At 28.2% G+C, this 15,324-nt stretch carries 16 protein-coding genes and 1 riboswitch; of the genes, 13 read left to right on the forward strand and 3 right to left on the reverse strand.

Annotation, left to right across the window (positions count from 1 at the left end):
* Positions 1-126 precede the first annotated feature (126 nt).
* From TEGL_RS08190 to TEGL_RS08215, 6 genes are all read left to right on the forward strand, one after another.
* Positions 127-489 carry a GntR family transcriptional regulator gene (locus tag TEGL_RS08190; protein WP_416389613.1) on the forward strand — a complete coding sequence of 121 codons (363 nt, stop codon included), beginning with the start codon at positions 127-129 and terminating at the stop codon, positions 487-489.
* Between the two features lie 16 nt (positions 490-505).
* Positions 506-1,198, forward strand: coding sequence for an ABC transporter ATP-binding protein (locus tag TEGL_RS08195; RefSeq protein WP_018591307.1), 693 nt, complete (start codon positions 506-508; stop codon positions 1,196-1,198).
* Entirely contained in the window at positions 1,188-2,018 is an 831-nt protein-coding gene (locus TEGL_RS08200) for a hypothetical protein (RefSeq protein WP_018591306.1), read from the forward strand. The genes TEGL_RS08195 and TEGL_RS08200 overlap by 11 nt, the downstream gene beginning before the upstream one ends.
* A 14-nt stretch (positions 2,019-2,032) precedes the next feature.
* A complete protein-coding gene (locus TEGL_RS08205; protein WP_018591305.1) occupies positions 2,033-3,277 on the forward strand; it encodes a hypothetical protein in 1,245 nt (414 codons plus the stop codon).
* Positions 3,278-3,462: 185 nt separating this feature from the next.
* Positions 3,463-4,686 (forward strand): deoxyguanosinetriphosphate triphosphohydrolase family protein, encoded by a 1,224-nt coding sequence (locus tag TEGL_RS08210; protein ID WP_018591304.1) that lies wholly within the window; start codon positions 3,463-3,465, stop codon positions 4,684-4,686.
* A gap of 200 nt (positions 4,687-4,886) precedes the next feature.
* Positions 4,887-5,327, forward strand: a complete 441-nt coding sequence (locus TEGL_RS08215) for a DUF2628 domain-containing protein (RefSeq protein WP_018591303.1) — start codon at positions 4,887-4,889, stop codon at positions 5,325-5,327.
* A 45-nt stretch (positions 5,328-5,372) separates the two neighbouring features.
* On the opposite strand, the gene TEGL_RS08220 is transcribed toward TEGL_RS08215, so the two are convergent.
* Positions 5,373-5,816, reverse strand: a complete 444-nt coding sequence (locus TEGL_RS08220) for a hypothetical protein (RefSeq protein WP_018591302.1) — start codon at positions 5,814-5,816, stop codon at positions 5,373-5,375.
* Between the two features lie 185 nt (positions 5,817-6,001).
* On the opposite strand from TEGL_RS08220, the gene TEGL_RS08225 reads away from it, so the two are divergent.
* A complete protein-coding gene (locus TEGL_RS08225) occupies positions 6,002-6,412 on the forward strand; it encodes a peptide deformylase (RefSeq protein ID WP_026255128.1) in 411 nt (136 codons plus the stop codon).
* 248 nt (positions 6,413-6,660) lie between these two features.
* Positions 6,661-7,554 carry a sulfite exporter TauE/SafE family protein gene (locus TEGL_RS08230; protein WP_018591300.1) on the forward strand — a complete coding sequence of 298 codons (894 nt, stop codon included), beginning with the start codon at positions 6,661-6,663 and terminating at the stop codon, positions 7,552-7,554.
* A gap of 190 nt (positions 7,555-7,744) precedes the next feature.
* On the opposite strand, the gene TEGL_RS08235 is transcribed toward TEGL_RS08230, so the two are convergent.
* Entirely contained in the window at positions 7,745-7,933 is a 189-nt protein-coding gene (locus TEGL_RS08235; RefSeq protein ID WP_018591299.1) for a DUF4236 domain-containing protein, read from the reverse strand.
* Between the two features lie 224 nt (positions 7,934-8,157).
* A riboswitch (M-box (ykoK) riboswitch) is annotated at positions 8,158-8,318 on the forward strand.
* A gap of 400 nt (positions 8,319-8,718) precedes the next feature.
* On the opposite strand from TEGL_RS08235, the gene TEGL_RS08240 reads away from it, so the two are divergent.
* The gene (locus TEGL_RS08240; RefSeq protein ID WP_018591298.1) at positions 8,719-9,036 is read left to right on the forward strand and encodes a DUF3784 domain-containing protein; all 318 of its coding nucleotides are present in this window, start codon (positions 8,719-8,721) and stop codon (positions 9,034-9,036) included.
* A 277-nt stretch (positions 9,037-9,313) separates the two neighbouring features.
* On the forward strand, positions 9,314-12,085 hold the full coding sequence (mgtA, locus tag TEGL_RS08245) for a magnesium-translocating P-type ATPase (protein WP_416389618.1): 2,772 nt from the start codon (positions 9,314-9,316) through the stop codon (positions 12,083-12,085).
* Between the two features lie 88 nt (positions 12,086-12,173).
* Here the strand turns inward: mgtA and TEGL_RS08250 are convergent, their stop codons facing one another.
* A complete protein-coding gene (locus tag TEGL_RS08250) occupies positions 12,174-12,677 on the reverse strand; it encodes a hypothetical protein (protein WP_018591295.1) in 504 nt (167 codons plus the stop codon).
* A 394-nt stretch (positions 12,678-13,071) separates the two neighbouring features.
* Between TEGL_RS08250 and TEGL_RS08255 the strand changes: the two genes are divergently transcribed.
* From TEGL_RS08255 to TEGL_RS08265, 3 genes are all read left to right on the forward strand, one after another.
* On the forward strand, positions 13,072-13,263 hold the full coding sequence (locus tag TEGL_RS08255) for an SEL1-like repeat protein (protein ID WP_018591294.1): 192 nt from the start codon (positions 13,072-13,074) through the stop codon (positions 13,261-13,263).
* Positions 13,241-13,723: a tetratricopeptide repeat protein gene (locus TEGL_RS08260; RefSeq protein ID WP_018591293.1), complete on the forward strand. Its 483-nt coding sequence runs from the start codon at positions 13,241-13,243 to the stop codon at positions 13,721-13,723. Before TEGL_RS08255 ends, TEGL_RS08260 begins: the two co-directional genes overlap by 23 nt.
* Before the next feature lie 223 nt (positions 13,724-13,946).
* Positions 13,947-15,299 carry a peptide MFS transporter gene (locus tag TEGL_RS08265; protein WP_018591292.1) on the forward strand — a complete coding sequence of 451 codons (1,353 nt, stop codon included), beginning with the start codon at positions 13,947-13,949 and terminating at the stop codon, positions 15,297-15,299.
* Positions 15,300-15,324: the final 25 nt, after the last annotated feature.

Below are 15,324 nucleotides of genomic sequence, written 5' to 3' on the forward strand. Positions count from 1 at the left end.
AGAATTGGGAAAGGGATTTATAAAAATATTATTGACTTTCATAGTGTACTATATATATAATACACTATGAAGGGTGTATTATATATATAGTACACTAACATTATTAATTCTGAAAGAAGGAGATAGATGTTGAAATTCATAGTGAATGATAGAGAGCCTGTATATATTCAAATCATTAGAAATATAAAACAAAAAGTTGTGACTGGTGAATTAAAAATGGGTGAAAGACTTCCTTCAAGAAGGGAAATGGCAGTAAATATAAATGTCAATCCAAATACAGTGCAAAAAGCATATAAGGAGATGGAAGAAATGGGGCTTATTAATACAATAAAAAATAATCAAAGTACTATTACTGAAGATGAAATTTTTGTTAGACAAATAAGAGAAAGTTTAATTAATGAGGCTACGGAAATTTTTGTTGAGCAAATGAAAGCTATTAAGGTGGGCAAAGAAGAAATTAAAAATATTATCAATGAAAAATATGATTAGGGGGCTTTAGGTAAATATGATTGAAGTGAAAAATGTCAAAAAGAGATATGGAATAGTCAAAGCTTTAGATGATGTTTCTTTTAATATAGAAGAGGGGAAAATCACTGCTATTTTAGGGGTGAATGGTGTTGGAAAGTCAACTATTCTTAAATCTATTGCAGGTCTTGTAAAATTAGACAGAGGGGAAATTATTATTGATGGAGAAAAGTTCAATCAAAAAATTTACAATAAACTTGCCTTTGTACCAGATATAGATATACATTTTTCTCATTTGAATATTAAAGAGACTTTTGAGCTTATGAAAATTTTCTATAAAAATTGGGATGAAAAAAGAGCTTATGAAATGCTTAAAATGTTTTCTTTAGAGGATAGTCAAAATATTAGTAAATTATCAAAAGGAAATAAAGCAAGGGTGAAAATTATAATTGGTTTTGCACAAAGAGCAAAATACACTTTGCTTGATGAACCCTTCTCTGGAATAGATATTTTTAAAAGAGAAGAATTTATAAAAGCAATATTGGAGTTTATTGAAGAAGATGAAAGTATTATTATTACTACACATGAAATAGGGGAAATAGAACAAATTGTGGATGATGTAATAATTATCAATAATGGAAAAGTAGTAGATAAGTTTAATGCAGAAGAAATTAGAGAAAATGAGGGCATGTCAATAGTTGACAAAATGAGGGAGGTATATGATGGTAAATAAAATATGGGCATTGTTTGAGATAGAATTTAAAAGAATACAAAAGATATATTTTTCTATACTTGCTTTGTTATTTTTAAGTAATGCTGGATTTTTTACTTTCTTAATTAATTTAAATCTTAAAGAATCTGAATCAATATTAGGTTATAAGGTGGGGATATCGGAATTAAAAGGAAATGCTGCAATGGAATTATTCAGTTCAAGTTTTGTAGCACAGACGACTTATCAGTTAACATTTTTTCTTTTAATAGGTGCATTATTATGGTGCTTATATTACGGCTTGGCAATTTGGTACAAAGATTTTTCTAATAAGACAAAAACTATATATACTTTGTTTATGTTACCAGAAAATAAATTTATAATATTTATATCAAAATTAATAACGATGGTAACATTAATTTATGGAGTAATACTTGTGCAATTTTTATGCTGGTTAATAATGGGTACAATAATGAAAAATATAAGTGGACTATCTTTTGTGCATATTATAAATACTATAAATAATGCAAGACCAGATATTTACATGATTTACGTACCACAAATAAGTAGAGTAGAGTTTATAATGATATTTATACTCGGCCCAATTCTTGCTATGACAGTTTTATTTACAGGAATTATGATGCATAAAACAGTTAAGAAAATAGGTGGAATACTAGGAGTAATATATGTTATTTCAATAATGATGGTTTATTTGTCAATTACAATACGTTACAATACATATTCAGATATTTTAATGAAAACACATTTAATCTTTTATATAGTAGTATTTGTCATGTCCGTATGTGTTTCGTATAGCACATTGACTAAGAAAATATATGTTTAAGGGGGGAGAAATACATGAATAAAAATATTGGGGAAAAATTTTTAAGCATCATATTTGTAGGACTTTTAGGAATAGGTATTTCTCTATTTTACCTGGGAAAAAATAATGAAGAAGTTGAAGATTTATATGGAAAAAGAAGCGAACTGGGGGATGTAAATATTTTACTTCAAAATAATAAAGGCATGTATGAAACTAATGAGATAAAAATAAGTAAAGATGATATATCAATAGATTATATGGCAAAGCAAGGCGTTCCTAATTTTAATTTATCAAAGAATAATATAGAAGGAAGAAGTGCATTAGAAATTCTTACTTATGGTTTTGTAGATTATTCAGCGGCCCTATTAAAAGATGATGATAGATTTGCAGCAGTTCGTTTAAATAATGAATATGTAGATGCAGATAATTATGAATTAGTTGCAAATATAAAAATTAAATATAATAACAAAGATAAAGTTGAAAGCTATGATGTATCTTTAGGTGATCAAAGTGTTAATAGTACAGGAGTAGTTTATTCTTCAGTTCCCATAAGCATAGACAAGGAGAATATATATATTGTTACACTTAAAAGTTATTATTCACAAGAATATATGAAAAAAAGAGAAAATTCCGATTATGAAGGAACTGTAAGTGATGATTTTGACAAAACTGAATTAAACTTATATAAGATTAATTTATCTAATAAAAATTCTAAACATATTTTAAGTAAAGAATTTGATGGAAAAGATATTTATATAAAGGGTGAATTATGTTTTGCTAACAAAAATAAAGCTTATTTTTTAGTAAATAAAAAAGATAAAGAAAAAGGATATAAATCTTCTTTATTGGAGTTTGATGCTTTTAGCAAAGACATAGATACCATAGATTTAGGAACTAAAGAAGATAACATAAAAAAATTCTCTGTTGAGGATAATAAGATATTATTATTTTCTCATGGTGGAATTGAAGGTAAAAATGTAAAACTTAATAATGGTGACGCTAGAGAGATTGTAGTTGATTTAGAAAGTTCAAAGGTGGAATATATTAACCATATAAAAGTAGATGCTAATGGAGACGATATTTTACAAGTGCGAAAAGTTGGTAATAAAGTATATTATATAACTATAGGTTATAATGAAAAAGGAAAAGATGCAGGAAAGTACTCTTATTATATTGGAGTATTTGATGAAGATAAAAATGAAGTAGTATATAAAGGCAGAATAAATCAAAACACAAATTATTATGGTGAAGTTGGAATTGTTAAAGAAGATGAGTTATAAACAAGAGATGTTAGTAGAAATACTAACATCTCTTGTTGAATAAAGGGATACACAAAAATGTGTATCCCTTTATTCAACAAAACAATATGAAGATCAAGTATACTGATAAGAATAGTAAAAGACATAAAAAAATAGTGTTATAATATTATTAATATATAACTTATATTTATATATGGAGGGGGATTATGTACAAAAAATTTTTTCATGTGGCAATTAATGAAGATAAAAATTGTAAAGAAGCTCTTTTAAGGCAAAAAGAACTATATTCAAGAAAAAATGATATGAGAAGTGAGTTTGAAAGAGATTATACTAGAATTTTACACTGTTTAGCATATAGAAGATTAAAACATAAGACACAAGTATTTTTTAACACACAAAATGATCATATTTGCACAAGAATGGAACATGTATCTCATGTAGAATCAGTAAGTTATATTATAGCTAAAGCTTTAGGGTTAAACCATGAATTAACAAAAGCAATAGCAACAGGCCATGATTTGGGCCATGCACCCTTTGGTCATGAGGGGGAAAATGTTATAAAAAATATACTAGAAGAAAATTTAAACTCTTCTTTTTGGCATGAAAAAAATGGTTTGAAAGTAGTAGACAAGCTGGAATTACTCCAAGATAATAAGGGAGATCTAAGTAATTTAAACCTTACATATGCAGTAAGAGATGGCATAATATGTCATTGTGGTGAGGTAGATGAAAATGGAATCTACCCTAGAAAAGACTTTATAGATTTAAATACCATAACAAATCCTGGACAGGTGCAGCCTTATACTTGGGAAGGTTGTGTTGTGAAAATTGCTGACAAAATAGCTTATCTTGGAAGAGATATAGAAGATGCACTTCTTTTAAAAATAATTAGTCGTAATGATTTAAAAGAAGTATATGAACTAGGTCATAAGTACGGCCAAAAAACAGTGAATACTTCAGTAATAATGCACGAATTAATGGGTGATCTTATTGAAAACAGCTCTATTGAAAATGGAATTTGCTTTTCTCATGAAAAACAGAACTTTATCGACTCCATAAAAAAATTCAACTATGAAAAAATATACAATAATGAAAAGTTTAGTTATTATAAAAAGTATGCAAACTTAGTAATAAATAGCATATTTGAAGAACTATTCAAATATTATGACAAAGAAAATACAATAAATAATTTGCAAGCTAATATAGATAAGAAGTATAGATTTATTCTAAGTGATTTTAAAGGGTGGATAATAAAGTATTGTGATGAAAGTATTTTTGATAGGAGAGATTTGAAAAATAGTCTAAATAATGTGAAAGTTTATGGAACTTTACATAGTGAAAATATATATAAAGAAGCCATAATAGATTATATTTCTTGTATGACAGATGCTTATGCTATTAAATGTTTCAATGAATTAATATGCTTTTGATGATAAAAGTTTAACAAAAAAGATGTAATTGTTATAAAAAAGTGTGTTTAAATATTTTGAACAATAGACAATTTAGTTTTGCTAATTTTAAAATGGGTATAAATATATCATAAAAGACAAATAAATTTTGAGCAAAATAAGCAAAAATATGATAATATATTAAGTATTTCAATAATTAAAATTATCAAGGAGAAAAATTTATGCAACAAGTAAATGAATTAAATTTATTCATACAAAAGAATCAAAATTTTTATGAAGAAAAATTTAGAAAAATGGATGATTCAGGAAAGAGCATATCTTGGAACTGGGCAGCATTTTTTATGGGCATATATTGGATGATATATAGAAAAATGTATTTTAAAGCAGGTGCATTTTTTATATTAAGCTTAGTAGCATCTTCTACACCATATATTGGAGGAATACTAAACCTTGCAGTTTTAATTGGTATAGGAGTATATGCAAATGCATTATACCAGGATCAGATACGTGTAAATATGGAAAAAACAAAGGAATTATTACCGGAGGCAAAAGAGATAATTGCTAAGAAAAGAGGGGGAACGAACTTACCTCTTGCAATTGGATTATATGCAGTACAAACCATATTGGCCATAATAGTTTTATTTATGGTTTCAAAAATGTAAATAAAATAGCATTCACTAATTTATTTTAGTGAATGCTATTTTTGCTTATTTTAAACCTAAATCTGAAAGCATGCTTGATATTCCATATGTTTCATCATATTTTGAATAGTAATCTTTAAACACATCATCCACTTTGGAATCTTTAAATACCTCAAATTCAATTCCTTTAAATTCGCCTATAATACATTTTAAATTAGTATTATTTAAGTAGTCCATTAATCTTATTATATACTTTTTTATATCTTCTTCAGGTAGTACATTTAATTCATCAATATTTTCAGCTACAATGCAAGCAGACTCATTTAATTCTTCTGTTGAAATGCTATTACTTAATTTAGATATTATATTTTCCAACTCTTCTTTGCTAAGTTCTAAGTCATCTATATTTTTATCATCTAAAATTTCTTGTATTTTATCTAAAATCATAGATTCATTCCAAGAATATTTATTAGAATTAGATGTTATTTTATTATCAATATTATTGTTCATTTTACAAATCTCCTCAGTTTAATTTAATGTTATTATATCAAAAATTATGAATTTTATCAGTAGGGGTAGGTTATAGAATTTTTAATGGAGAATGAAGAAGAATAGTAAATTTTTATATGTTATAATAAGAAAAACATATTATCATAAAATAAATACATAAGAAAATTGGAAAGGTTGGGATGAATATGATAAAACCAATTATGAAAGACGTATTGTTTTTAGGAGAAAAATCTGAACTAGCTACTAAAAAGGATATACATGTAGTTAATGACTTAATTGATACATTGAGAGCAAATCTTGAAAACTGTGTTGGAATGGCAGCAAACATGATAGGAGTTAGGAAATGCATAATTGTATTTGCTGTAGGAAATGCAATAGTTCCAATGATTAACCCGGTTATAACTAAGAAAGAAAATAGCTATGTGACTGAGGAAAGCTGCTTATCTTTAATAGGTGTTAGACAAACAACAAGATATGAAACAATAGAAGTGGAATATTTTGATAAAAGTTTCAAAAAACAAAAGAATACATTTAATGGATTTGTAGCACAAATTATTCAACATGAGGTTGACCATTGTAAGGGAATAATTATTTAGAGAAAAGATACTAGTAAAAATACTAGTATCTTTTTTTCAGAAATTTTTGAATAAAATGCACTATTTCACTGGGATTGTGTACAATTCAATCTTTTTATAACAAAATAAGACATGGAATATTTTTCTATATTTAAAAATATAAAAAAATTTTAAAAAAAATTAAAAAAGGTGTGGAAAAAAATAAAAATAAGATGTATAATCGTTCTTGGCAAAAAAAATATTTAAATTTTAAGGGGGCTAAAGCAATTATGCTAACAGCAATTTTAGGCGCATTAGGCGTTATAACAGCAGGTTACACAACAGTTTACGTAAATGACTTTAGAAAACACAGAGATGCATCGAAGGCAAACGTATTCAGATCAGGACTATTTATAGGATTTATAACAGATTTTCTAGATGCAATAGGAGTAGGTTCTTTTGCAACTACAACAGCAATTTTAAAATTCAGTAAGAAAGTACATGTACCAGATAAGTTATTACCAGGAACATTAAACGTTGCACATGCATTACCGATGATAACGCAAGCGTTTTTATCACTTAATGCAATATCTGTAGACATGACTACATTAATATGTATGATAGTATCTGCAGTTGTAGGTTCTTGGATAGGAGCTGGTATAATATCAAAATTACCAGAGAAAAAAGTTCAATTAACTATGGGAGTTGCTCTTGCAGGAACAGCTGTATTATTAGTATTAGGTCAATTAGGATTAATGCCATCAGGTGGGGAAGCAATGGGTCTTACTGGTGGAAAATTAATAGTAGGTATAGTTGGTAACTTTATGCTTGGAGCATTAATGACAGCAGGTATAGGATTATATGCGCCATGTATGGCTATGGTTGCACTTCTTGGAATGAACCCAAAGGCAGCATTCCCAATAATGATGGGTGCTTGTGCATTCGTTGGACCAATAGCAAGTACAAAGTTTGTTAAAGAAGGAGCTTATGAAAGACAAGTATCTATGGGTATAACTATAGGTGGGGTAATAGGTTCAGTTCTAGCATTATTATTCGTAACTAACATGCCAGTATACTGGCTAAAATGGTTAGTAGTTTTAGTTGTTGTTTATACTTCAGTAACTATGTTTAAAGCAGCTATGGCTAAAGATGTAGAAACTCAAACAGAAGCAAAAGCTAGCTAATATTTAAAATTAAATTTAATTAAAAAATATAAAAGTCTACCTTTATGAAAATAAGGTAGACCTTTTTTATGTAATTAAAAATCTTATAATAATGAAAGTTTTATTAATGATATATAATTACTAAATAACTTAAAAACTTACTATGTATGTTTAAAATACTTTAATTAAATCACTTGTATTATTTTTAAATTTACTTACTATTTTTCTTTTTAGAATTTCCTACTTTATATGATAATCCATTTCCAAGATTAATTGTAGTGCCTCTTTTGCTATTATGAGTTACATTGCCAACTTTTACAGATGTACTTACTCCAGATTTGCTAATATTCAACTTCAAATTTTCCCCTATTTTTATTGATTTTCTAAAATTAAACCCCATAAAGATCTCCTTTTTTTACTTGAAATTTTTGTTATATTTTATCTTTTATAATATTATTATACTACAAATAGTTTCTACTATATTGCTAGTATAGGTTACAATTTTTCTTATATATGAATATAATATAAAAGGCATATGAAATGTTTTACCTATTAAAAGTTAAGAATATAAATTTGAAAAAACTTGACATTAAATTAAAAATACTAATATAATGGTATTACAAGTTAAAAAATCGGTAGGTGAGGTTACCTTAGGGATACGGGTTGATGCCGCGAAGTAGTGGAAACACTATTAGATGGTTAGCAGGACACATCGGAAAAAGAAGGTGTATTCTAATTCAATTACATTGCCCTAAGAAGCTAAAGCTTGAACGAGAATTATTAATATATTATTTATTGTATACAAATCCTTGTTTAGCTATGGCTTCACGAGGATTTTTTTATTGAATTCAAAAAATGATAAGAAGGAAGGTGAGATTGTGGAATCAGGTAGTCAGAGTAATAATTACTGTTGGAAAATAGTTGGTGTAAAACAAAAATTGGAATATGGGATTAGGATGTCTATTTGGTGTCATCATTCTCTCATAATATATACTTACTAAAATAAATAAAAATATATTTATATATAACAATTAACACCTCTTAATAATTTCTAATAGTAAGAAATAATAAAATAGTGAATTTAGCTATTTAGTTATGCAAAAAAACTTTGGAGAGCAAGGGGTGTATTTTTGCGGTCTTTTTTAAGAAATATTGAAATGATGTATGAGAAAGGGGAGAGATAAAATGTTAAAAGAAATTATAGTTTTACTTATGTTTAGTATTATGTTTATGATTGTGTCATATGCCTTATACACTGGTAAGGCATTAAAATATATGAAATCTTATGAAGCAATGAGGGATGAAGACAAAGAAAAAATAAAAGTAATTCCACTTTGCAGAAATATAAGCGTGGCAATTTTCCTAGCCGCAATTATATTTTTTATAGCAGCGTGTTCATTAGAATTTAGAGAGAATTTCTTTCAATGGTTCATTGTAATTTGGACAATAGGTTGTGCTATTGATCTATGGTATATTAATAAATCAAAAAAATATGAAAATTAGGTTTTAATAGAAAAGCAAAATTTTCAGTGGCTAAATGCTTTTAGCGTTTATATAGATATTAAAAAGAAAGAAAAGAGGTGATGAAAGTGGATTCCCAAAGGAATAAAGGCATAAGAGGTCAAGGAAGCAAAATTAATAATAATGATGATGAAGTTCCTATAATTCATTTTTCATCACAAATTTATAATAAATAATTTAGACATTCCTACCTTTAATTTTGTGCCTAAAAAGCAGGTTGTTATAAAACAAAATTAAGGAGGTATTAGAAATGAATACTATAAAAAGATATGAAAATTTAAATGATAAAAGAAAGATTACTCAAGAGGTTGCTAATAAAAATTATAATATGGAAAATTTAAAATTGGCAGCATCTTTAGATATTAAAATATTATTAGAAAAATTAAATTCTTCTGTACATGGTATGGAAGAAAAAGAAGTAATAAATAGTTGTAATACTCATGGTAAAAATGAGATTACACGCGAAAGAAAAAAGTCCTTAGCAAAAAGATTAGTAGAGTCATTTATTAATCCATTTACTATTATATTGTTTTGTCTTGCTATTGTATCAACAATAACAGATATTGTATTACCTTATATTCAAGGAGTTCCAGAGAATGTGGATCCTTTAACTGTAATAATTATTATGACAATGGTAGTAGCATCAGGAGCACTTCGCTATATTCAAGAAACACGTTCAGGCAATGCAGCAGAAAAATTATTATCTATGATAACTACAACATGTTCAGTAGAAAGAAAAGAAAAGGGACAAAAAGAAATTCCACTAGAAGAGGTAGTAGCAGGTGATATTATACATCTTTCAGCAGGAGATATGTTACCAGCAGATGTTCGCATAATTGAGGCAAAAGATTTGTTTATAAGTCAATCTGCTCTTACTGGAGAAAGTGAGCCAGTTGAAAAGATTCATACTAAGGCTACAAAAGATTGTGATGTTATAACAGAATATCATAACCTTGCATTTATGGGTAGTAATGTTATCAGTGGTTCTGCTAAGGCAGTAGTAATAGCAGTTGGAGATAAGACAATGTTTGGCTCAATGGCTAGATCAGTAGCAGGAGAAGCAGTGGAAACTAACTTTACAAAAGGTGTAAATTCAGTATCTTGGGTATTAATTCGATTTATGTTAATAATGGTACCTATTGTATTCTTTGTAAATGGAATAACAAAGGGTGATTGGTTAGAAGCTTTCTTATTTGCCATCTCCGTGGCAGTAGGTTTAACTCCAGAAATGCTACCAATGATAGTGACAACTTGTCTTGCAAAAGGTGCAGTTGCCATGTCTAAGAAAAAAACAATTATTAAAAATTTAAATTCTATCCAAAATTTCGGAGCTATGGATATACTTTGTACTGATAAAACAGGAACACTAACTCAAGATAAAGTTGTTTTGGAGTATTATATGGATTTAAATGGAAAAGAAAATTCTCGCATATTGCGTCATGCATATTTAAATAGTTTCTTCCAAACAGGATATAAAAATTTAATGGATAGAGCAATTATTACTAGGACAGAAGAGGAAGAGGCTAAGGATAAGACATTGACAGATTTATCAGAGGCTTATCACAAAGTAGATGAAATACCATTTGATTTTACACGTCGTCGTTTAAGTGTAGTAGTAGAGGATTCAAATGGTAAATCTCAAATGATTACAAAAGGTGCTGTAGAAGAAATGCTATCCATATGTGACTTTGCAGATTACAATGGTGAAATAGTACTGCTTACAACAAAAGTTAAAAAAGAAATACTTGCTAGAGTAAATGATTTAAATGAAGATGGAATGAGGGTAATTGCTTTGGCTCAAAAAACAAATCCATCTCCAGTAGGATCATTTGGAGTAAAAGATGAATGTGAAATGGTATTGCTTGGATACTTAGCATTTCTTGATCCACCAAAAGAAAGTACTAAAGATGCTATTAAAGTATTAAAGGAACATGGAGTAACAACAAAAATATTAACTGGTGATAATGAAAAAGTTACTCGTTATATTTGTAGCCAAGTTGGCTTAAGAGTAGAAAATATATTATTAGGATCTGATATAGAAAAAATGTCCCAAGATGAATTAAAGGAAGCAGTTGAAAAAACAACAGTATTTGCAAAACTTTCACCAGAGCAAAAATCAATAATTGTTACTGTGTTAAGAGAAAATGGTCACACAGTAGGATTTATGGGAGATGGTATTAACGATGCTGTAGCTATGAAATCAGCAGATGTTGGGATTTCTGTAGATAGTGCAGTTGATATTGCAAAAGAATCAGCAGATGTAATTTTACTAGAAAAAAGTTTAATGGTACTAGAAGAAGGCATTATTGAAGGACGTAAAACTTATGCTAACATGATTAAATATATCAAAATGACGGCATCATCAAACTTTGGAAATATGTTTTCAGTATTAGCTGCAAGTGCATTACTTCCATTCTTACCAATGATGAGTGTTCATCTTATAATGTTAAACTTGATTTATGATATATCTTGTATAGCTATTCCATGGGATAATGTTGATGAAGAATTTATTAAAGAGCCAAAAACTTGGGATGCTTCATCTATTGGAAGTTTTATGGTTTGGATTGGACCAACAAGTTCTGTATTTGACTGGACAACATACTTGATAATGTACTTTATAATATGCCCACAATTTGTATCAAATGGAGCATTATACAACATAATTGCAGATGGTACAATTATTCAAAGTGGTATGTTTGCTGGATTAGATATGAAAGCAACTTATGTAGCAATGTTCCAAGCAGGCTGGTTTGTAGAGTCTATGTGGACTCAAACATTGGTAATCCATATGATTAGAACTCAAAAAATTCCTTTTATTCAAAGTAGAGCATCAGCATCTTTAACGCTTCTTACTTGTAGTGGAATAGGATTATTAACAATTATTCCTTTTACACCATTTGGAAAGGCTCTTGGATTTGTTACACTTCCAGGAGTATACTTCTTGTACTTGGGAGCTACAGTATTTTTATATATGTACTTGGTAACTGTTTTGAAAAAAGTATATGTTAAGCGTTATGGCAGTTTAATGTAGGATATAAAGTTGAGAAAAGCTACTAATTTAATATTAGTAGCTTTTTTAATAGAAAATAACTGATAAGTACTTTAACTTTTTTTAAGTTCTAAACTACCATATTCTTTTTTTCTTCGTAGAAATTCGTAATAGTATCACATCGTTTGTTTATATATTTACTTATTAATACCAATACAACATTTAATGATATTATAGTAAGAAAAATAGCCAGATTATTTGATGATAGTAAAATAAGTTTTGCTTTTTCCATTGAATATATAAATGAAATCATAAGTATATTACATTCAATATAGAACATAAGAAGACTTAAGAAGTCTTTGTAAGTATGAGTCATATCTGAAATACTTTTTTTAAAAGTTGCTAAAGACACTACTTCACTAAAGATTCCATATTTTTTAAATATAATGATAGTAGTTTTTATTAGCTTAAATATTAGTATTAAAGGAATAAGGCAAATCATAATAAGTCTAATATTAATATATATATAAATTTTATCAGTATAAAGATTCTGACTTAACAGTAGTAATAGCGGTATATCAACAAATAATAATAGGGCATTTATTGAGATTTTATTGATTTTTATTTCTTTCACTGTTCTCTCCTTAAAAGTTTATATTAATTTATTTATAAGTATAACATAAATTTCAGAAATTCATAAACAAATTGACGGAATATGACATATATTGTTATAAGATGGAGCTGTCTCTTTGAGGAAGCTCTTTTAAGTTTTATTGAATTAAGTAATAGATGATAGTAGCTATAATAGCTATAAATAAGGTTTATGATTAAAAGAAAAAATTAACATAAAAAGAATTATAATATGTAAAAAAACGAAAAAAACATAGTAAACTTATAGTAAGTTATAAATTAATAAACTTAAAATATCTAAAAATGATTAATAGTTAAAATTAATGTGTGTATAAAATAAGTAACTAATGGGGTGTTCTTATTTTAATATATAATGTGTTTAATCAGGGGGGATTTAGATGGTTTTAAACCAAAGGGCTATACTTGATAATAGATTGCCAAATGATGTTAAATATTATCAAGAGTGCTTTAGTGTGGGGCTAAAGTATTACAATGGTGAAGTCTTTGAACAAAATTACAAAAAAGCATTGATGTGGTTTGAAAAATCAGCAGAAGGATCAAATATTAATGCTTGGATATATGTACTATGAAGGTATATGTGTGGAAAAAAACTATAAAAAGTCTTTCTTTTATTTTAAAGAATGTGCAAAGAAGGATAATAAGCAAGGATGGTATTTTGCTGGACTAATGTATAGAGAAGGGCAAGGCATTGATATAGACTACAAAACTGCATATTTATATTTTAATAAGGCAGCACAAAAAGGAGTTGCTGATGCCTATTTCAGATTAGGTGAAATGTATTTTGATGGATTATACGTAGATCAAGATTATGAGCAAGGAGTGGAATTATTTAAAGAATCTGCTAGGCAAGGATATGTTTATGCCCAGTTAGAATTGTCGGAAATGTATTGTTATGGAGTATATGTTGAGAAAGATTTGAAGGAAGCCAACAAATGGTGTGAGATGGTTTTATCACAAAATGATAAATTTTATACGAATGTTTTAAAAGAAAACAAAATTCTTGAAATTTTAGGATGTGAAATTGTATAATAAGGGACGTTAGGTTTAAATTTAGTTATAGATATTTGTTGGTTAATGAAGGGCTACACAAAAATGTGTAGCCCTTAAAACTGTAATTTTAATAATGTTGTGTTAATAATATTGTATACAAAAAAAATTATATATAAATGATTGACCGCATATATAATTTCTGATATCGTTCTCTTAGGGGCATAAATGTATTGACAGACATAAAAAAATTAGGAGGGGAAATATGGAAAACACTGTAAAAACAAAGAAGAAATACCCTAAAGGCTTTTATGTATGTGCATTTTCATTTACATTAGAGCGTATGGCATTTTACTCTTGTAAATGGCTAATTGCATTATTTGTTGCAAAAACATTACTTGAAGGTGGCTTAGGCCTAACTGATGCAGATGGTGCAAAAATGAGTGCAAACTTAGTAGCATTTACATACTTAACACCTATATTTGGTGGTTATATAGCAGATAGATGGGTAAGTCCTAGAATCTGCGTACCTTTAGGAACATTTTTAATGGGTCTTGGATATTTATGTGGATGGCAATCTGCAACACAAGGCTCAGTTGCAATGATATGGTTAATGATTATTTTAGTTTCTATTGGAACAGGTTTATTTAAAGGAAATATATCAGGTATAAATGGTAGATTATTTGAAGATAAAGCACAGCTGGATTCAGCCTTTACAATTCAGTATTCATTTGTAAATATTGGTTCATTTATAGGTACTACAGCTGTATCTTTTGTAGCTTATGGAGTAGGTTTTGGTCCAACATTCATAGTTTGTGCTCTATTATTATTCCTTGATACTCTATGGTTAATATTTGGAGGAAGAGCATACTTTGGTGATATAGGTAAAAAACCATTTAAAATCAATGAAACAAATATTGAAAGTGAAAAAGATAAGCAAAAAAGCGATAGTGAACCTCTGACTAAAAAAGAAAAACATAGAGTTGCAGCTATTTTCCTTGTAACTTTATTCTCTGTAATTTTCTGGGTTGTATGGTACTTAACATACATGCCAATTCTGTATCACTGGGGTCCTGATTTTGACTATGCTAACAAAGCAAACTGGATGATTGGTAACTTTACAGTTCCATCTGCATGGTTTGACTCATTAAACGCTTTATGTTGTATAGTACTAGGACCAGTACTTGCTGCTGTATGGACTAAGCGTGCTAATTCACCAAAAGGCGATTTAAGTATGTTTAAGAAAACTGCATTAGGTATGTTACTTCTTGGTATAGCATTTGTAGTAATGGCTGGAGCTGAGATAATAAGAGGAGAAGGTCAAGCGAACTTAATGTGGATTGTTGCAGTAGGTATATTAATGTCTCTTGGTGAAATGGTATTCTCGCCACTAGGAAACTCATTTATATCTAAGTTCTCACCACCTAGAGTTTTAGGACTTATGATGGGAGTATGGCCATTTGCAATATTTATAGCAGGTAAATCTTATGGATACTTATATGAATTTTTAGGTAAATATTCATTTGCACCAGCATATGGTATAGTTGGAGCAATCGTTCTTGTCTGCGGTATAATATTATGGTCATTAGATAAGAAATTCAATACTTTAGTAGAATAAGATTAAATTAGTTAATCTTTAAATA

Origin of the sequence: Terrisporobacter glycolicus ATCC 14880 = DSM 1288, assembly GCF_036812735.1 — a bacterium.
In the GTDB taxonomy this organism is placed as follows: Bacteria; Bacillota; Clostridia; order Peptostreptococcales; family Peptostreptococcaceae; genus Terrisporobacter; species Terrisporobacter glycolicus.